Source organism: Flavobacterium marginilacus, assembly GCF_026870155.1.
Taxonomy (GTDB): domain Bacteria; phylum Bacteroidota; class Bacteroidia; order Flavobacteriales; family Flavobacteriaceae; genus Flavobacterium; species Flavobacterium marginilacus.
On the sequence record NZ_CP113975.1, the window covers coordinates 4,185,997 to 4,204,698 of the forward strand.

Genomic DNA, 18,702 nt, shown 5'->3' on the forward strand with positions numbered 1-18,702 from the left:
TGAACCATTTTATTTTTTTTACCATTAAAGTATTAAGGAAATTAAGCTGGATTATGTTTCCTTTTTTAAGCTTTAAGACTTTAATAAAATTAAATTTCAATCTATATTTTCACATTAACCTTAATGAATCTTAATATCTTAATGGTTCATTTAAAAAAATGGTCTTGCATTATTTTTGGTGTTTTATCTTCTCATATAATTTTACTAGCGACTGCAACAGCTCGACGGGAGTTGTCAAAATCTGGTAATGGTTTTGCCCGAACATTTGGGGCAGATAGTATTTGGCTTCGGCCTCGATGGCTAATGCGTAGGAATTGATGTTTTTTGAATTCAGTTCCCGAAGTGCCTGTTTTACATCATTGATTCCATATTTACCTTCGTATTTATCGTAATCATTGGGTTTTCCGTCAGAGATTAGGATAACCCATTTATTTTTGGTGTTTCGTTTGTCGAGGCGAACTCCTGCGTGGCGCAAGGCCGACCCAATCCGGGTGTAACCACTAGGTTCTACTGCACCCACTTTATGCTTGGCAACATTCCAATTTTCATCAAAATCCTTGATGGTCAGATAGGTTGAGTAATTTCGGGTTTTGGAATAAAAGCTGTCAATTGAAAAATCGATTTGGAACTCGTTCAGAATTTCCCCAAACAAAATCGAAACTTCTTTCTCTACATCAATCACACGGTTTCCAGAAGCATATCCATCACTCGAAAGGCTAATATCCAAAAGAATCAAGATCGATAAATCCTTTTCTTTTTTTCGTTTGGAAACATAAATTTTGTCCGATGGCGTTCTACGGGAATGTACATCGACATACAAGTCGGTTATTGCATCGATGTCGAATTCATCGCCCTGAGTCTGCCTTTTTTGCTGTTGCATTTTATTGTTGACATTCGTCAGCATTTTGCGCAGACCCATCAGCGTTGAGGCATTCTTTGTTATTGTTTTTTGGTAGTAATCGCTGTCGGTTTTTAACTGTAGTTTTGGATAGACCTTGCAAAAATTTGTTTTATAACTTTTTTTGGCAAAATCCCATTCATCGTAACTGTGGTGAAAACCTTTTTCGTCTACCGAAGCACTTTCAGAAATAGTGGTGTTCTCAATAAAATCGGCCTGATATACGGAATGTGCCGTGTCGTCAACTCGGACTGTGAATTTCATATTCAGTTCTTCCAAAGCATCCTGATGGTCTTCGAGTTCATCCGAGCCGTCAAAATCTCGCCAATTTCCGTTGAATTCCTCAGCCGTTTCTACTTTTTCAAAATTATGAAGCATCACATAATCTTCCTGCTGTTTTTTGTCGAGTTCAACCGTCACTACTTCCTCAACAGCTTGCGCTTTCAATGTCGTTAAAGGCTGAATTTCGTTCGGTTTTTGAATCTTGTCCGTAAAATTTTGAAGTTCATTTTCAGTTTCGGCAACCACTTCATTTTTCATCCATTTGCCAAAAAGAAAAGAAAAATCAGGTTCGTTTTTAGCATCTTGTTTTTCGATAAAATGTTTTTTGGCTTTCGCCAAAAACTCTCTGTCAAACGCAAATTCATCGAACAAAACCGAAAGAATGGCTTCAGAAGTTTCCAATGCTTTTTGTTGCGAAAGAAGCAGGCTCCGCTCCGCATCTTCGGGAGTCCAATTGTAATTCAAACGCTGTTGAATGCTTAAATATAAAATCCTGAAGTGATAAAAAGCAAGATTCTCCTCTGTTGCTGAAAATTCGGCAAACGAAACCGGAAGGAAAAAATTATTGTTTTTGTAACCTCCTTCCCTTTCGGCAGGAAATATTTCGATTGGATTTCCCGTCAAGGCGCGCGCCATTATCGTCAGGCGTGACTGTATCTTGGCAAGGGAAACCGTTCTGGTTTCTACTTCGGGGCTTATTTTTTTTCGGCTTTTTAAATGCTTAAAAAACTTTCCGACTAAATATTCATCTATCTCGAAACCCATTTTTTTATTTTTTTGTGTACGGACAGCTCGCGAGCTGTCCCTACGGAATCATATCATCAAATTGCACAAATCTTTCAATGCTTCCAACGTTTGTAAATCGTCTGTCAATGGCTCGACAACGGCTACGTGAACCGCCAATCGTTTGGGCAATCCGCTGTGGATGATTTTCCCAGCATCGACTAGAAGTCGTGTCGAAACCGTTTCGGTCAAACCTAATTCGGTTAAATTTCTAATCTTGTTACCTATTGCTACTAATTTCTTGGATGTGTCGTGATCAATATTCGTTTCGTTTACCAAAATTTCAGCTTCGATTTTCGGTTCTGGATAATCAAATGAAACGGCAATGAAACGTTGTCTTGTAGAAGGTTTCAATTCCTTAAAACCTCTTTGATAACCTGGATTGAAAGACGCCACCAGCATAAAATCATCATGCGCCTTTATGGTTTCACCCAATTTGTCTATGAAAAGCACTCGCCGGTGATCCGTCAAGGAGTGAATTGCCACAATTACATCAGGTCGGGCTTCGGCAACCTCATCAAGGTAAATTATTGCACCTTCTTTTACGGCGGTGGTCAAAGGACCGTCAAGCCAAACCGTTTCGGCTCCCTTGATAATAAATCGGCCAATCAAATCGGTGGAGGAGGTTTCCTCGTGACAACTGATCGTAATCAGTTTTTTGTCCAATTGATGTGCCATATATTCCACAAATCGGGATTTACCCGTTCCTGTTGGACCTTTCAGCAAAAAGGGAATTTTGTTTTTGTACGAGTGTTCAAAAACTTCCACTTCTTTACCTACAGCGTGGTAATACGGTGTTATTGTTAAAGTATCTGCTAACATATTTTTTTATTTTTTTGAAAAAACCGAAACGTCAAACAATTGTTTTGAGGAAATGGAAGTTTAAAACTTTTGAATGAACGTTCCGGTTGGAAAAAAAGGCAGGTTAGTTATTTTATTTCCAAAGCTTCATCCGTTGGTCGGCCGTATTTTATAAAATCATAGATGAACATACAGATTCCGGTGGCGAACATTGTTGCACAGATCAATAATACTACGAAGTGAATACTGATTTCGTTCTGTACGACCATAAATTCCATTTTCATTTTTCGCTCCAAATATACCTGTACCACTCCGGCAACTCCAAAAGCGACAGTCATTCCCAGCATTCCAACATTTGACAGCCAGAAAGCAGCCATTCCTGTTGCGCTTTGGTATCTTTTACGACCTGTTAAATTCGGTAAAGCATAACTAATTATCGCCAAAACAATCATCGCATAAGCGCCCCAGAAAGCGTAGTGTCCGTGCATGGCCGTTACCAAAGTTCCGTGGGTATAAAGGTTTGTCTGCGGTAAAGTATGTGCGAAACCTAGTAATCCAGCTCCGATAAATGACACGATTGAAGAACCTATTGTCCAGAAAAGAGCAATTTTGTTTGGGTGGCTTTTTTCACCTTTGCGGTACATATTTACAGCAAACAAAGCCATTCCGAGGAAAGCCAATGGCTCCAATGCAGAGAAAATTCCGCCCACGATTAACCAAATTTTATTCACTCCAATATAATAGTAATGGTGTCCTGTCCCCAACACTCCTGAAAGGAATGTCAAACCAACGATTACATACAGCCATTTTTCGATAACTTCGCGGTCAACGCCAGTCAATTTGATCAATAAATACGAAAGGATACCTCCCATAATTAGTTCCCAAACACCTTCAACCCACAAGTGAACTACCCACCAGCGGAAGAAGGAATCCATCACCTGACTGTCGAACCAAATCATTCCAGGCAGATACAATAAAGCGGCGAATAACAATCCCATTGTCAATACCAGTGCAGTTGTCGTTTTGCGTTTTCCTTTGAAAAGCGTTCCCAGAATCAATCCAAGGAACAGCAATACATTAACAACAACCAAGAAATCCAATTCTCTCGGGATTTCTAGAAATTTTCTTCCTTCCCAGTGGTTTAAGTGAAATCCAACGATGGCCACAACACCAACAACGGCAAGGGAAATCAGTTGTACATACGCCCATTTTACGCTTATCAGTTCGCGCTGTGCTTCTTCAGGGATAATGTAGTAGGCCGCTCCCATGAAACCAGTTAACAGCCAAACTACCAATAAATTAGTATGCACCGCACGGGCAACATTAAAAGGGATAATATCATGCAGTCCTTGAACTCCGATTCTATCAAAGCCCATAATAAAGCCATAGACAATCTGCAGTGAGAACAACAGCATACAGAGTGCAAAAAACCAATAGGCTACTTTTTGTGATTTATATTTCATTGTAATTTTCTTTTAATTATTTTCTTTAGCTAAAGGCGAAACGATGCGGTCAAATCCGTTCAAATCAATTTTCCCGATCCATTTTAAATAGGCCACAACGGCATCGGCATCTTTTTCATTCATATTATAGACCACCATTTTTCGTCCATTTGGTGCCCAAGGCACTGGTGACATCAGTACAGCCTTAACGTAACCCTCGCCTCTGCGGTCGATAACTTTTGTCAATTCCGGTGCATAATAGCCTCCTTCTCCTAAAATAGTATGACAGCCCATACAATTGTTGTGTTCCCAAATTTCTTTTCCTCTCACGACCTGTTTATCAATCGCCTTGTAATTTGTCTGATCATTTCTAGGCATAAACGAATAAATGGTCAATCCGATAAAGATTAAAAAGGTGACCAATGTTCCTCCCAGAAAAAATGCCCGTGCTTGTGATTTTGAAAGCATAATAATCTGTTTTTTTTAGTTAGTAAAATGTTATTTTTAAATAAAGGATAAAGTTGTCTTTTATTTAAATGCAAATATAAAAGATATTTTTGTCTTTTATTATGATTTTTATCATTTATTTCAAAAAAAATAATTTGACTGCTCTTTAAAAAAAAATTTCCGTGCAACTGATTATGAATATAGATTTTAGGAGTTTTCAACACAAAAATGTTCTTAAGTTGAAGCCGGAATATGATAAAAATCATGTTCCTAATTTTCAATTAGTCGTAAAATTACAAAGTCAAAAAAAGAGACCCCCTACAATCTCATTATTTTAACCTTCAAGTATTTATAAAGAATTTTAAATAATAAAATTAATTAAGGATAAATTTGTCTTTTATTAAAATAGTATCTATTTTTGTGCCTATAAATTTTAAATAAAAAAAATCAATATGGAAACTTTAGAAAAAATTACAATAGGTCAATATGTAGCAAAAGATTTTAGAACTGCAGCTTTATTCTCAAAATACGGCATCGATTTTTGCTGTAACGGCAACAGAAGTATTGAAGAAGCATGCGAGAAAAAATCAGTTAATCCTGATGAATTATTGAAAGAAATTGAAGCTGTTTTGTCTCAAAAAAGTGATTCGGGAATTGATTTCAATTCTTGGCCGATCGATTTATTAGCCGATTATATCGAGAAAACACACCACCGTTATGTATCGGAAAAAACACCAGTGCTGCTTCAGTTTTTAGATAAACTGAGCAGAGTACACGGAGCCAATCATCCTGAATTATTAGAAATAAACGAACTTTTTAAAGGATGCGCAGGAGAATTGGCACAGCACATGAAAAAAGAAGAACTGATTCTGTTTCCTTTTGTCAAAAAAATGGTTCGTGCCACTATTTCAGATGAATTAATTGAACAGCCACATTTTGGAACTGTAGAAAATCCAATTGCGATGATGATGCACGAGCATGATACTGAAGGAGAGCGTTTTAGAAAAATAGCATCATTAAGCAACGATTACACACCGCCATCTGATGCATGTAATACTTATAAAGTAACATTTGCCATGTTACAGGAATTTGAACAGGATCTGCACAAACACATCCATTTGGAAAATAACATTTTATTCCCAAAAGCAGCTAAACTCGAAAAGGAATTTTCGGCACAATCATAAACTATGTCAAACACTAAAAATCAACAACTATGGAGAACTATGTAATAAAGAGAAATGGTAAGTACAAGCCATTTGAAAGTTATAAAATTAAAGATGCCATTGAAAAAAGTTTCAAAAGCGTCTCTGCAGTTGTTGATGAAAGTATTTTTGAAAGCATTATCATACAGCTTGAAGCTGAAGAAGTATGGGCCGTCGAGGAAATACAGGACATGATTGAGAAGAAATTATACGAAAAGAAATACTTTGACGTCATGCGTTCTTTTATGCTTTTCCGTCACACGAGGAAATTACAGCGCGAACATATACAGGGCTTGAATGATGACACAACTTATGTGGACAGTTCTCAGACAATTGAAGAATATATTGAACAAACCGATTGGCGCATCAATGCCAACGCCAATACTTCGTATTCCAATGCTGGATTGGTCAACAATGTGGCAGGAAAAATTATTGCCAATTATTGGTTAGATAAAGTTTATACCAAAGAAGAAGGTTATGCCCACCGCAATGGCGATATTCATATTCATGATTTGGATTGTTTAACCGGCTATTGTGCTGGCTGGAGTCTGCGTGTACTGCTCAACGAAGGTTTTAACGGCGTGAGGGGGCGTGTAGAGAGTAAGCCTCCGTCCCATTTTAGGGAGGCTTTGGGACAAATGGCAAATTTCCTTGGGATTCTGCAGAGCGAATGGGCGGGAGCTCAGGCTTTCAGTTCGTTTGACACGTATCTCGCTCCTTATGTTTTCAAAGATAATTTGGGTTTTGACGATGTTTTAAAAGCGGTCAGAGGTTTTGTTTACAATCTGAATGTTCCCGCGCGCTGGGGACAATCGCCGTTTACCAACATCACTTTGGACTGGATCGTTCCAGATGATTTAAAAACGCAGATTCCAACCAAAAATGACCATCATATCTTTGAAGACTGCATTACTTCTGACTTATTAGTCAGAGCAAAAAGAAGAGGAGTGTCTAAAGTAACCGACTTGCGTTATGAGCATTTCCAGAAAGAAATGAACCTTATCAACAAGGCGTATTATACCGTAATGACCGAAGGCGATGCCAACGGACAGCCGTTTACCTTCCCTATTCCTACAGTGAATATCACCGAAGCATTTGACTGGGACGGAGAAAACACTGATCTGCTTTTTGAAAATACGGCCAAAATTGGTTCTTCTTATTTCCAGAATTTTATTGGCAGTCAATATGTTTTGGATGAAAATGGCAATCAGGTTGAAAATGAAAATGCCTACAAACCCAATGCCGTCCGCAGTATGTGCTGTCGCCTGCAGCTGGATTTACGTGAATTATTGAAACGCGGCAACGGACTTTTTGGAAGTGCCGAAATGACCGGAAGCATTGGTGTTGTAACCATCAATATGGCTCGTCTGGGTTATTTGAACAAAGGAAATAAAGGTAAATTATACACCGAACTAGACCATCTTTTATATATAGCCAAATCGACTTTGGAGAAAAAAAGGGTATTTATCCAAGAGATGTACGACCGAGGATTGTATCCGTACACCAAACGTTATCTGGAACATTTCAGAAACCACTTTTCGACCATTGGCGTGAATGGAATGAATGAAATGATTGAAAATTTCAGCAATGACGAAGACAATGTAACCTCTGAAACAGGCATCGAGTTTGCTTCAGAAATTTTGGATCACATCCGCAACCGAATGAAAGAATTCCAAGAAGAAACCGGAAATCTGTACAATCTCGAGGCAACACCTGCCGAAGGAACAACGTATCGTTTTGCCAAAGAAGACAAAAAACGTTATGACGATATTATTCAGGCAGGACAGCAGGACAATATTTATTATACGAACAGTTCTCAAATTCCAGTAGATTTCACTCAGGATCCGTTTGAAGCCTTGATGCTGCAGGATCAACTGCAGTGTAAATATACCGGAGGAACAGTTTTACACCTGTACATGAGCGAAAAAATAAGCTCACCCGAAGCCTGCAAGCAGTTTGTAAAAAAAGTGATTACCAATTTCAGATTACCGTACATTACCGTAACGCCTGTTTTTAGTGTATGTCCGGTGCACGGTTACCTGAACGGCGAACACGAATATTGCCCAAAATGTGATGAAACCATCATTGAGGAAAAAGCGAAATTTATTGAACATTAAGAAAAGTTTAAAATGTGTCAAACAGGAAGCCATTCCTCGATTTTGTCATTCCTGACGTAGGAGGACACGAGCGACAGTAAATTGGCGAAGTAATCTCCGCTGCAAAATCGACAAAGATGATTGCCTTTGATTACGGAGTTACTTGTGGAGATTCCTCCTTCGTCGGAATTGACAATATTGTGAGATAAACAACGAAAATAACATTAAACTATTTTAACCTTTAAACAACTTTAAACCTTTTAAAACCCAAATAAATATGAAAATAACAGCCAAGCAGATTCTAGAAGAAAATCAAGAACTACGCACTAAGTGTTTAGTGTACACACGAGTAATGGGCTATCACAGACCCGTAGAAAGTTTTAACATAGGAAAAAAAGGTGAACACAGACAACGAACTCATTTTACAGAAGGAAAGTGCTGTTAGGCCCATTTACAGCCTAACACCTTTCACTTTATTAGACTATCCGCACAAATCAGCTTGCATTCTTTGGTTTGCAGGCTGTAATATGCGGTGTCTATATTGCTACAATCCCGAAATTGTTTTTGGGAAAGGCATTATTTCATTCGAAAATGCAATCCAGTTTCTAAAAAACAGAAAAAAACTGCTGGACGCTGTCGTCTTTAGCGGTGGCGAATGTTTACTGCACAAAAGAAGCGTCTCCTTCATTGAAGAAGTCAAGAATATGGGATTCTTGGTCAAAATTGACACGAACGGCTCACAGCCCAAAATACTCAAAGAACTTATCAACAAAAAACTTGTCAATTATGTCGCACTTGATTTTAAGGCCATGCCGGATAACTTCGAAAAGATAACACAGTCGGATCTTTTTATTCCGTTTGAAAAGTCACTACATTTATTGCTTGAGAGCGAAGTTCCATTTGAAGTGCGCACAACGGTACATTCCGATTTATTGAAGAAAAACGACATTCAGCAGATGATTTCCTATCTGGAAAACATCGGTTATATAGGAAATTATTATCTTCAGCATTTTAGGAATGAGACCCCAACGATTGAAAAACTAGGGCATTCGTTCAGGGATTTGGAAAACGAAAATCTTTCAACAGAAAAAATTAAAGTGCATTTTAGAGGCTAATTATGAGAAAGAGCTGGATTCTTGTTTGTTTTATCAATTTTTTCATTGCTTCGCTGATGGGGTTATTACTCCGATGGATGTATGTTGCCCCAATTGAAGGAGTCAATTTTCAGTTTTTGATGCACGGCCATTCGCATGTTGCAATGCTGGGCTGGGTGTATATGATGCTTTATTGCCTGATATTTTACTCTTTTATCCCTGAAAAAGCACAAGAAAAACCCATTTACAACAAATTGTTTTGGGTAACAGAAATCGCAGTCATCGGGATGATGATCGACTTCCCTGCGCAGGGATATGCCTTTGCTTCTATCCTTTTTTCGACTTTGCATATTTTTTGCAGTTACTGGTTCTGTTATTTAGTTTGGAAAGACGCCGAACCCGCCGCTTTGCCCGAAAAGAAAATGCTGCGAACCGCTTTGTTTTTTATGCTCTTATCCACCGCTGGTGTTTGGTGTCTGGGTCCTGCGGTAGGATTGTTAGGAAAAGCAAGTGCGTTCTATCAAATTGCTATTCAGTTTTTCCTCCATTTTCAGTTTAATGGATGGTTTCTGTTTGCTGTTTTGGCTTTATTTTTCAAGCAGGCAAAACTCGTTTTCGATGAGAAAAAATTCAGTCTAATTTATAATTTATTCGTCTGTTCTACAGTATTGACTTTGGCCTTGCCCGTGAGCTGGTATTTGTCCAATCCTATTTTTCACTGGATAAATGCAATTGGCGTTGTCCTGCAGATGGTTTCGGCGGTTCTTTTTATTCATCACATCAAGCCACAATTAACGGTGTTTTTTTCCAATCTTTCGATATTAGTAAAAACCGTTTACGGATTTGCGTTGTTCTCATTAGCTTTAAAAATCATCATTCAGCTGGTAGTTTTGGTTCCTGAACTAGCGCAGGTTTCTCATCAGATTCGGAATTTTGTTATTGGTTATATTCATTTGACGATGCTGGGAATTATCACTGGATTTCTGTTTGGATTTGCTTTTCAGAATAGTTTTTTAAACCCGAAAAAATTTATTGAAAAATGGGGAATGAATCTATTTCTGCTCGGATTTGTGGCAACTGAAATACTGCTGTTTCTCCAAGGCATTTGGCTGTTCCTGAACAAAAGCTCGTTTCCTGATTATTATCTAAATTTATTTTTAGTGAGCATCTTTTTACCAGTGGGACTTTTGATGCTTACGATTGGTATTTCATTTAAAAAAACAAACGATTAATTTTTAAACATATAAGTCATATAAGTTTTTTAAACAGAAAATAAATTTTCAAAATCTTGAACCATTAAGAGATTAAGAAAATTAAGGTTATCCCTTAATGAACCTTAATAACTTAATGGTTTAAACTAAAAAATATACATGACTTATATGTTTTATTAAAAACTTAAACCAAAAACGATATGAACCATCATTTACTGTTAATCATTCATCTTATATGTGCTTCCATTTGGGTGGGAGGGCATTTGTTACTGGTTTTTGGGCATTTGCCAAAAGCACTGAAAGAAAAAAACCAAAATATAATTCTCGACTATGAACGGAAGTACGAACCGGTGGGAATGACTTCGCTGGTTTTATTAGTAACCACGGGAATTATGATGGCTTACAAATATGGCGTAAGCATCGAATACTGGTTTCAATTTGCCACACCGATAGAAAAAGTGGTTTCTACCAAACTGCTTTTACTTTTTCTGACAGTTCTTTTTGCGTTGAGCGCGCAATTCAGAGTGCTGCCAAAACTGAAAACTGATTCCCGTAAACTGCCCGAAATGACATTTCATATTCTTTCGGTTACGCTGATTGGTGTTGTGATGCTTATTTTGGGTTCTTTTGTGCGTTTTGGAGGACTTTAATCTTGAACGAACAACTAATTCTCTTCTCCTGCAGTTACCCGCGTGAGGGGTTGCAGTGAAGCTCTCCCGATTTTTCATCGGGAAGCGGGAACGAAAAACCCGACCCTGAGTTTTTTACGAAGGGACACGCCCAAATGATGATTTTTATTCAAAAAACAGCCAAACCTTTAGGGTAATTTCTAGAGAGTTTGGAACTAATTTCTTAAATTTGTAAAAAACCGATTATGTTTTCCAAAACCTGTGAATACGGCATTCGAGCCACGATTTTCATCGCTTCAGAGTCTTATCAAAACAAAAGAGTTGGACTCAAAGACATTGCCAAAAAGATTGATTCCCCAGAAGCTTTTACGGCCAAAATTCTTCAAATACTATCAAAAGACAACATCATTAATTCCATAAAAGGTGTTGGTGGCGGTTTCGAGATTCCAAGAGAAATAATGAAGGACATTAAACTAGCACAAATCGTGAATGCCCTGGAAGGGGACCGCGTTTTTACGGGCTGTGGTTTAGGTCTCGCGCATTGTTCCGATAGTCATCCCTGCCCGATGCATGAAAAATTTAAATCAATTCGAAGCGAATTAGCTTTTATGCTCGAGAATACCAATCTTGAAGAATTAGCTTTAGGTATAAAATCTAGTGATACATTTTTGAGGTATTAAAATAGTAATCCTATATTTACATGATAATTTTAAGCAGCCAATCTTAAAACCTCTAATTATCATGACTAAATCTAAGGAATCCGGCTTAAATTCTCTTCTAAAAATAGATTATGAAGATGATAATAAAATTTGGCTTACCAATAGTCTGACCCTTCGAAAGATTATTGGTATTATGGGAATGGCTTTGCCTTTACTGTTATTTGGATTCCTGTATCTTGACAATGGCTTACAATATCCTTTAGAATCTATCAGCCATTATTACTATACCCGTGCTGGCAGTATTTTTGTAATTGTTTTGAGCCTCCTCGCCTTTTTTCTGATTGTTTACAAGGGCAAAGAGACTGCTGACTTTTATATTTCGTTATCTGCAGGAATTTTTGCCTTACTGGCCGTTTTGTTTCCTACTAGTAATATTACGGATATATGCGGAGATCCTGCAAAAAAATATGCAGTTACTATATTACCAGTAAGCAATTTCAGAATGTATTTTCATTATACCATGGCAGCATTATTTTTTATTTGCCTATCGTATATGTGCTTTTTTTTATTTACAAAATCAAATAAGGATCCTAGTAAAAGAGGAAGTAAAAAAATCCTCCGAAACCGAATTTACAGAATTTGTGCTGTACTTATGTTTTTGGCAATATTGGTTCCGTTTGCCGGCTTACTAAAAATAATTCCTTCCTTCTATTTTTCAAAGTATCCACTAACATTTTGGATGGAAACACTGGCGGTTGAAAGTTTCGGCTTTGCATGGTTAGTTAAAGGTGAAACCCTTTTTAAAGATCATAACTGACAACAATTGTTTTCAAAATAAAAACAACTTGAAAAACACTATAAAAAAAAGAGGCTCGATTCTGAATCAAGCCTCTTTCTGTTTAAACTGCTATTGCAGGTATTTGCTCCGGAATGCAAAGCTCCAGCAGTTCGTCTTTATATTGTTTTAACTGCTTTTCTATAGTTTGTCTGCTTTTTTCAAACCAATTATTAGACGCGATTAAAGACTGATAATATTCAATTCCTTCATTCAGATTAGTTTTGAAAGCTTTCAGTTTTTTTGTCTGTGCTGCTGTGATTTGTTCTGAAAATTCATTGATCTCATTTTTCAGATAATCCATGTACATTTTCAATTCGTTGATAATAACATTCGGACGCTCCTTATTTCCAAGAACAGAAGCATTTCCATAAATATGTTTTACCATATCCGAAAGCGAAACTTCTTTGTCAAAATAGGCCAAATTTGGGCCTGGACAGATAACAACTCCCTGCTGCTGTCCTTTTATTTTTAAATTGTTTTCAAGATAAGAAGCATTTGCCAACCCTACGCAAAGACACGATTTCTCAGTGATACTGTTTTTTCTTCTGTCAAAAGCTTCTTGGGTCAATGAATCTTTTTCAGCATTCAATTCTTCCAGTTTTAAATCCTGATACGACTTGGACGCTGGACACATTCCTTTTGGACCGTATTCCTTGCTCAAAGCCAAGAATTTCTTTGGGCAGGAGCTACCCGCCTTTTCTTCCTGAATCCTCTTTTGTTTAAAAAACTCATTCGTTGTTCCTTTCACGGCATTGAATGGAATTCCCAAAGGAGAAATATGACTCAAATAAAAATCATCTTCTTTGGCTTTTTCTAACAATCTTCTCGTTTCAACATCAACAGAAGTAGCTTCGGGAACTAATAAAAAAGGTGAACCCCAGCCCACAGAATCTACTTGATAATGTTCTAGTAAAAAGTCATGCTCTTCGGCGGTACCAACACCGCCCTGAACTGTGATTTTTAGTTCTAATGGAGTTTCTGGAACATGCAGTCCTTTTATTTCCAAAGCTTTCACCATCAGCTCGTGAGCCGATTGAATCAGTTGTTCTTTCTTTTGTTTGAATTCTTCCAAAATTGGTCCCAGCAAGTATCCGTCGGTAGCAAAAGCGTGTCCACCACAGTTTAACCCTGATTCAATTCGATATTCTGAAACCCAAAGTCCTTTTTTGGCCAGAAAATTTCCCTGAATCATTGCCGAACGAAAATCGCTCACTTTAAGGATAATTTTCTTTTGCAGTTTATTATCAGTATTCGGATAAAAAACCGGAAAATTTTCAAAATAAGCGTACAATCTCGGATTCATTCCCGCAGAAAGCACCACTGATGAAGACAGATTACTGTTTGCAAAACCGCGAAGTGAAGCATGAGCATCATTAAACTCAACCGGTAACTGCTTGTCTTTTATAAAATTATCTTTATCGACTTTGGTCATGATATTCACATCAATTTCACCTGGAGAAAGATTTTCTTCGATATATTTTTTGATGGTATCCTTGAAAGTAATTCCTTCATCAATAAAATTCTGCAGCCCTTTTTTGATCTCCGATTTATTAGGAAGCATCGCGATGTAATTTTCCAAAGCTTGCTTGCTTTCTGTCAGTTCTACTTTAAATTTTTCGAATTTATCTTTAACGATAGTATCCATCAGATTCAAGTAGGAAGTAACACGTTCAGCACGATAATCATGGATCTTTTCTGTGATTTCCTGATACGGCATTTTGAATTTTTCGCTGTAAAAAGCGTTCATTCTTTCAATCAAATCATCATCTATAATTGATACTACAGATGAAATTCCATACTGTGCAACACGAATTGGACTATCAATCGTATAGGCCAGTCCCATCACAGGAATATGGAAATTATGCAGTTGTTTTTTAGCGTTCATAAATGTAAATATTTGGTTTAAAACTTTGTGCAAATATCACAATACTCATCCGCTTAAAACCTGATAAATATCATGTTCAAATGAAACATATCCCTTTAAATTTGCTGGTTGCAAAAACCTGAAAAGCTGTTTTTTTTAACAAAAACATTTTTTTTGAATGGTTTAGAAAGCTTGCGGAAACGTGCAGCTTCAAAGTTTTACCTTATATTTGCATAGAATTAATCTCAATTAAAAAAACACCATTAAAGTTTTTAAAAAATGAAAAGTCTTAAAGAACGTATATTGGAATTAAAAAAAGAGAAAAATGCGGTAATTCTAGCGCATTATTATCAAGAATCCGATATACAGGATGTGGCAGATTATGTTGGGGACAGCTTGGGATTATCTCAGGAAGCGATGAAAGTAGATGCCGATATTATCCTTTTCGCAGGAGTTCATTTTATGGCCGAAACTGCCAAAATATTAAACCCTGCCAAAAAAGTAATTCTGCCGGATCTGAAAGCAGGCTGTTCACTAGCCGAATCATGTCCCCCAGAAGATTTCAAAAAATTTACCGAAGCACATCCCGATCATATCGTTATCACTTATGTAAACTGCTCTGCCGAAGTAAAAGCGCTGACAGACATTGTAGTAACTTCATCCAACGCGGTCAAAATCGTTGAATCTATTCCAAAAGACAAACCAATTATTTTTGCTCCGGATAAAAATTTAGGAAAATATGTAATGGAACAAACAGGCAGAAAAATGCTGCTTTGGGATGGTTCCTGCGTAGTTCACGAAGCTTTTTCACTTGACAAACTGGTGGCTTTATACAAACAAAATCCAGACGCTCAAATCATTGCGCATCCAGAATCGGAAACACATATATTGAAAACTGCCAATTACATCGGTTCTACCGCAGGAATGATTAATTATGTAAAAACCAATCCAAGCAGCAAATTTATTGTAGCCACTGAAGCGGGTATTTTACACAAAATGAAACAGGAAGTCCCTAATAAGATATTGATTCCGGCACCTTCAAACGAAGACAACACCTGCGCCTGCAGTGAATGCGGATACATGAAAATGAATACATTACAAAAAGTATACGACTGTTTATTGAATGAAACTCCCGAAGTTAATGTTCCCGATGACATTAGAGAAAAAGCATTAATCCCTATCGAACGCATGCTCGAATTATCTTAATAATGATCACAGCCAATTATTTAATTATAGGTTCAGGAGTTGCAGGTCTGACATTTGCCTTAAAAATGGCCAACCGTTTTCCTGAGAGAACCATCACCATTATCACCAAAGCAAACGCAGACGAGTCCAATACTAAATACGCTCAAGGCGGTATCGCTATTGTTACCGACAAGACTGAAGATTCGTATCAAAAACATATCGAAGACACTCTGATTTGCGGAGACGGATTGTGTGACGAAGCCGTAGTTAAAATGGTTGTTACTGAAGGCCCAAAACGATTAAAAGAACTTATCGAATGGGGAGCCCAATTTGATAGAAATGCCAAAGGTACTTTTGATTTAGGAAAAGAAGGAGGTCATTCTGAAAACAGAGTTGTGCATCACAAAGACCAGACCGGCCATGAGATACAGCGTGCCATTTTGGAACAGGTAATGCAAAAAGAAAATATAAATGTTCTCGATCATCATTTTGCTCTGGAATTGATTACGCAAGATCACCGCTGTATAGGAGCTTATGCTTTGGATGAAAAAACAAATGAAGTAATCACATATCAATCTGATTTTACTTTACTGGCCACTGGCGGTATCGGACATCTATACGGACATACCACCAACCCAGTCATAGCAACAGGAGATGGAATTGCAATGGCGTATCGTGCCAATGCGAGAATACAGGATATGGAGTTTATCCAGTTTCATCCAACAGCTTTATACGATGATTCTCCAGGATCCAAATTTTTAATATCCGAAGCTGTCCGTGGTTTTGGCGCTCATTTGAGAACCAAAAAAGGCGATTTATTTATGCTGAATTATGACTCAAGAGGCGATTTGGCATCAAGAGATATTGTTTCGCAGAGCATTGATTTGGAACTTAAAAAATCGGGTGATGAATGTGTGTATTTAGACTGCACACATTTGGATATGGAAGGATTCAAAAACCATTTCCCAATGATTTACAACCACTGCAAAAAAGTGGGAATTGATCTTGAAAAAGAATGGATTCCGGTTGTTCCTGCCCAGCATTATTTATGTGGCGGCATTGTGGTAGACAGCAACGGAAAAACCTCAATAGAGAATTTATTTGCCTGCGGCGAATGTTCCCGAACAGGATTACACGGCGCTAACAGACTGGCTTCAAACTCACTTTTAGAAGCTTTGGTTTACTCGGATAAAATATATCATTACTTGGCAGAAAATCCTTTTATCACTTCAAAAACTGCCAGCATTATTTCTGAATGGCCTAACCAGTCTAAAGATAAAATTGCTCCCGAATATATCGCACAAACAAAAGCAAAACTGCAATTATTAATGCGTCAGAATGCGGGAATCGTACGATTTGAATCGGATTTATTACTGGCAAAAAATGTTCTTAAAAATCTGCAGAACGAAATTGATGACAAAATAAAAAATCATTTGGTCTGCAAGGATTTATATGAATTACATAATATGATCGATATTGGAAACCTAATCGTTCAGCAATCCATCGACCGAAACGGCAATTGTGGCGGATTTGTAAAATATGAATCTAAAGACATTAAATAATTAGCATTAAAAATAAATTATCAAACTCCCTCGACAAAATAGCTGAAGGAGTTTTTAGTTTAATTTAAAAATGGAATGCTCTGCTGTTTATCTAATACTATAATCCAACATATAAACTTTTCTTCTCGACGATAATATCCGCTGAGAATACTAATGCATTATTCTTGATAATTTTTCTTTCTTTCCATTTCTTCTTTTATTCTTTTGTTGATATCCACTTTGGCACCCCGCAAAACATAAATCGAAATTTCTGGCTCTCTTGCAAACTTATTAATCCTTTTGCCTGCCAAATAAACGGTGTCAAAAATTGGAATTTCTCTTTTCCTTTCTTTATCATCATCATTATCTTCTTTTACCAAAATAACGTCTTTAATTTCTTTATCCAAAGGAATCCAATTAACATAATCGGCATTGAAGGAATGAGCAGTAACTTTTTTATTTTTAGTATAATAATTGATAGCACCGGTCTGTCCGTAATTATCACAGAGAATTAAGGTATGTTCCAAATCCGGCAATGTTCCGGCAACAGAATCTACTTTCACGGCCAATTCTTTCCATCCTACCATATCGGCAAAATCCTGCTGGAGTATATGCTCTGTTCCATCTTCCCAGCGATGCAGTCCGTATTTTTGAAATTCTTTGGCATGACTCACAATGTATTGCGGACTTTTATTTGGAAAATCAACTTTATACATTGGAATAAAAATCAACATAGGAATTACAATTAAAACTGAAAATAAATACCTTTTCCAGCCATTTTTTAATTGTTCTTCTAAAAAGACAGCACCAAAGGCAATATAAATAGGATACAGCCCAATAGCATAATAATCTTTGGCTTTGAAATACATAAAAACCATTAGTGTAAAAACTATCGACCAAAAGAAAAATTTGTATTTCTCAAATGGTTTGTAGAATAATAAGGCTAATAATCCCGAAACAATAACAAAAAAAGAGCCGATAAAAAAGAACAATTGTGATTTTAAAAATCCTAACCGATCAACATAAACTAACTGAGTATCTGCCAATTCTTTTAAATGATGAATAACAGGTAAACTGTTTTGAATCTGCCAATAAATATTCGGTGCAATAAGTAACAATCCTAAAATCAATGCCAAGTAAAATTTGGGCTGAGCAAAGATTTTTCTCTGTTTCGTCACTAACAATCCGGGAATCAAACCAATCAATAGAAAGCCAATATTATACTTATTTAAAAAACCTAAAGCAAAAACGACAGCTCCAATGAAAAGCCATTTGGTATTATCAGAATTGATGTATTTTATTAAGACAAAATACAAAGTCGTCCAGCACAAAACATCAAAAGAATTAGGCTGATATAAGGTATTTAATCGCAAAAGAGACGAAAGCAGCACACAAACAGCTCCCAATATTAAGGCAGGCAGCTTACCTTTTAATTCCTCAATTGCTTTCCAAACCACAACTAAAGTCATTGCGCCAAACAAAGCAGGAAAAAATTTCACCCAAAAAATCGAATTCCCCAAAAGATAAATAATATAGGAAATCCAGGAAGTAAACGGTGGTACCGATAGATATCCCCAGGCCAAATGATGGCCTTGATCTAAGTGCAAATATTCATCTCGTTGTAAATCGTAGTCGGAGCTTATTAATGAATATTGTAAAACAAATTTGAATAAAACGAAGCCAAGTAGTAATAATGTTTTTTTGGTCATGATATAAGTTAGTTATCGATT

At 37.0% G+C, this 18,702-nt stretch carries 16 protein-coding genes; 10 read left to right on the forward strand and 6 right to left on the reverse strand.

Annotated elements, in window-relative coordinates:
* Window positions 1-169: 169 nt before the first annotated feature.
* The 4 genes from OZP07_RS17365 to OZP07_RS17380 form a co-directional block, all read right to left on the reverse strand.
* Window positions 170-1,945: a nitric oxide reductase activation protein NorD gene (locus OZP07_RS17365; RefSeq protein WP_281636093.1), complete on the reverse strand. Its 1,776-nt coding sequence runs from the start codon at window positions 1,943-1,945 to the stop codon at window positions 170-172.
* Between the two features lie 48 nt (window positions 1,946-1,993).
* Window positions 1,994-2,785 (reverse strand): CbbQ/NirQ/NorQ/GpvN family protein, encoded by a 792-nt coding sequence (locus OZP07_RS17370; protein WP_281636094.1) that lies wholly within the window; start codon window positions 2,783-2,785, stop codon window positions 1,994-1,996.
* A gap of 107 nt (window positions 2,786-2,892) precedes the next feature.
* A complete protein-coding gene (locus OZP07_RS17375; protein ID WP_281636095.1) occupies window positions 2,893-4,227 on the reverse strand; it encodes a cbb3-type cytochrome c oxidase subunit I in 1,335 nt (444 codons plus the stop codon).
* 12 nt (window positions 4,228-4,239) lie between these two features.
* Window positions 4,240-4,674, reverse strand: coding sequence for a c-type cytochrome (locus tag OZP07_RS17380; protein ID WP_281636096.1), 435 nt, complete (start codon window positions 4,672-4,674; stop codon window positions 4,240-4,242).
* 431 nt (window positions 4,675-5,105) lie between these two features.
* Between OZP07_RS17380 and ric the strand changes: the two genes are divergently transcribed.
* The 8 genes from ric to OZP07_RS17420 all read left to right on the forward strand — a co-directional run bounded on the left by ric (window position 5,106) and on the right by OZP07_RS17420 (window position 12,361).
* The gene (gene ric / locus OZP07_RS17385; RefSeq protein WP_281636097.1) at window positions 5,106-5,837 is read left to right on the forward strand and encodes an iron-sulfur cluster repair di-iron protein; all 732 of its coding nucleotides are present in this window, start codon (window positions 5,106-5,108) and stop codon (window positions 5,835-5,837) included.
* 29 nt (window positions 5,838-5,866) lie between these two features.
* The gene (locus OZP07_RS17390) at window positions 5,867-7,972 is read left to right on the forward strand and encodes a ribonucleoside triphosphate reductase (protein ID WP_281636098.1); all 2,106 of its coding nucleotides are present in this window, start codon (window positions 5,867-5,869) and stop codon (window positions 7,970-7,972) included.
* Window positions 7,973-8,228: 256 nt separating this feature from the next.
* A complete protein-coding gene (gene nrdD / locus OZP07_RS22180; protein WP_115813472.1) occupies window positions 8,229-8,396 on the forward strand; it encodes an anaerobic ribonucleoside-triphosphate reductase in 168 nt (55 codons plus the stop codon).
* Window positions 8,350-9,066, forward strand: coding sequence for an anaerobic ribonucleoside-triphosphate reductase activating protein (locus tag OZP07_RS17400; RefSeq protein WP_349293644.1), 717 nt, complete (start codon window positions 8,350-8,352; stop codon window positions 9,064-9,066). The genes nrdD and OZP07_RS17400 overlap by 47 nt, the downstream gene beginning before the upstream one ends.
* A 2-nt stretch (window positions 9,067-9,068) precedes the next feature.
* Window positions 9,069-10,277, forward strand: a complete 1,209-nt coding sequence (locus tag OZP07_RS17405; protein WP_281636099.1) for a hypothetical protein — start codon at window positions 9,069-9,071, stop codon at window positions 10,275-10,277.
* A 179-nt stretch (window positions 10,278-10,456) separates the two neighbouring features.
* Window positions 10,457-10,906, forward strand: a complete 450-nt coding sequence (locus OZP07_RS17410; protein WP_281636100.1) for a CopD family protein — start codon at window positions 10,457-10,459, stop codon at window positions 10,904-10,906.
* A 224-nt stretch (window positions 10,907-11,130) separates the two neighbouring features.
* Entirely contained in the window at window positions 11,131-11,565 is a 435-nt protein-coding gene (locus OZP07_RS17415) for an RrF2 family transcriptional regulator (RefSeq protein WP_281636101.1), read from the forward strand.
* Window positions 11,566-11,626: 61 nt separating this feature from the next.
* A complete protein-coding gene (locus OZP07_RS17420) occupies window positions 11,627-12,361 on the forward strand; it encodes a hypothetical protein (RefSeq protein WP_281636102.1) in 735 nt (244 codons plus the stop codon).
* An 82-nt stretch (window positions 12,362-12,443) separates the two neighbouring features.
* Here OZP07_RS17420 and OZP07_RS17425 read toward each other — a convergent pair whose 3' ends face one another.
* Window positions 12,444-14,267, reverse strand: a complete 1,824-nt coding sequence (locus OZP07_RS17425; RefSeq protein ID WP_281636103.1) for a hypothetical protein — start codon at window positions 14,265-14,267, stop codon at window positions 12,444-12,446.
* 258 nt (window positions 14,268-14,525) lie between these two features.
* Between OZP07_RS17425 and nadA the strand changes: the two genes are divergently transcribed.
* Complete coding sequence (gene nadA, locus OZP07_RS17430) at window positions 14,526-15,452, forward strand: quinolinate synthase NadA (protein WP_194640723.1); 927 nt, start codon at window positions 14,526-14,528, stop codon at window positions 15,450-15,452.
* 2 nt (window positions 15,453-15,454) lie between these two features.
* Complete coding sequence (gene nadB, locus OZP07_RS17435) at window positions 15,455-16,993, forward strand: L-aspartate oxidase (RefSeq protein ID WP_281636104.1); 1,539 nt, start codon at window positions 15,455-15,457, stop codon at window positions 16,991-16,993.
* Between the two features lie 158 nt (window positions 16,994-17,151).
* Here nadB and OZP07_RS17440 read toward each other — a convergent pair whose 3' ends face one another.
* Window positions 17,152-18,681 carry an ArnT family glycosyltransferase gene (locus OZP07_RS17440; protein ID WP_281636105.1) on the reverse strand — a complete coding sequence of 510 codons (1,530 nt, stop codon included), beginning with the start codon at window positions 18,679-18,681 and terminating at the stop codon, window positions 17,152-17,154.
* Window positions 18,682-18,702: the final 21 nt, after the last annotated feature.

Coding starts and splice junctions, on each gene's coding strand:
- OZP07_RS17375 (WP_281636095.1), bottom strand. CDS start 4,227: ATGAAATATAAATCACAAAAAGTAGCCTATTGGTTTTTTGCACTCTGT.
- OZP07_RS17415 (WP_281636101.1), top strand. CDS start 11,131: ATGTTTTCCAAAACCTGTGAATACGGCATTCGAGCCACGATTTTCATC.
- OZP07_RS17425 (WP_281636103.1), bottom strand. CDS start 14,267: ATGAACGCTAAAAAACAACTGCATAATTTCCATATTCCTGTGATGGGA.
- ric (WP_281636097.1), top strand. CDS start 5,106: ATGGAAACTTTAGAAAAAATTACAATAGGTCAATATGTAGCAAAAGAT.
- OZP07_RS17370 (WP_281636094.1), bottom strand. CDS start 2,785: ATGTTAGCAGATACTTTAACAATAACACCGTATTACCACGCTGTAGGT.
- OZP07_RS17380 (WP_281636096.1), bottom strand. CDS start 4,674: ATGCTTTCAAAATCACAAGCACGGGCATTTTTTCTGGGAGGAACATTG.
- OZP07_RS17420 (WP_281636102.1), top strand. CDS start 11,627: ATGACTAAATCTAAGGAATCCGGCTTAAATTCTCTTCTAAAAATAGAT.
- nrdD (WP_115813472.1), top strand. CDS start 8,229: ATGAAAATAACAGCCAAGCAGATTCTAGAAGAAAATCAAGAACTACGC.
- OZP07_RS17365 (WP_281636093.1), bottom strand. CDS start 1,945: ATGGGTTTCGAGATAGATGAATATTTAGTCGGAAAGTTTTTTAAGCAT.
- OZP07_RS17440 (WP_281636105.1), bottom strand. CDS start 18,681: ATGACCAAAAAAACATTATTACTACTTGGCTTCGTTTTATTCAAATTT.
- OZP07_RS17390 (WP_281636098.1), top strand. CDS start 5,867: ATGGAGAACTATGTAATAAAGAGAAATGGTAAGTACAAGCCATTTGAA.
- OZP07_RS17405 (WP_281636099.1), top strand. CDS start 9,069: ATGAGAAAGAGCTGGATTCTTGTTTGTTTTATCAATTTTTTCATTGCT.
- nadB (WP_281636104.1), top strand. CDS start 15,455: ATGATCACAGCCAATTATTTAATTATAGGTTCAGGAGTTGCAGGTCTG.
- nadA (WP_194640723.1), top strand. CDS start 14,526: ATGAAAAGTCTTAAAGAACGTATATTGGAATTAAAAAAAGAGAAAAAT.
- OZP07_RS17410 (WP_281636100.1), top strand. CDS start 10,457: ATGAACCATCATTTACTGTTAATCATTCATCTTATATGTGCTTCCATT.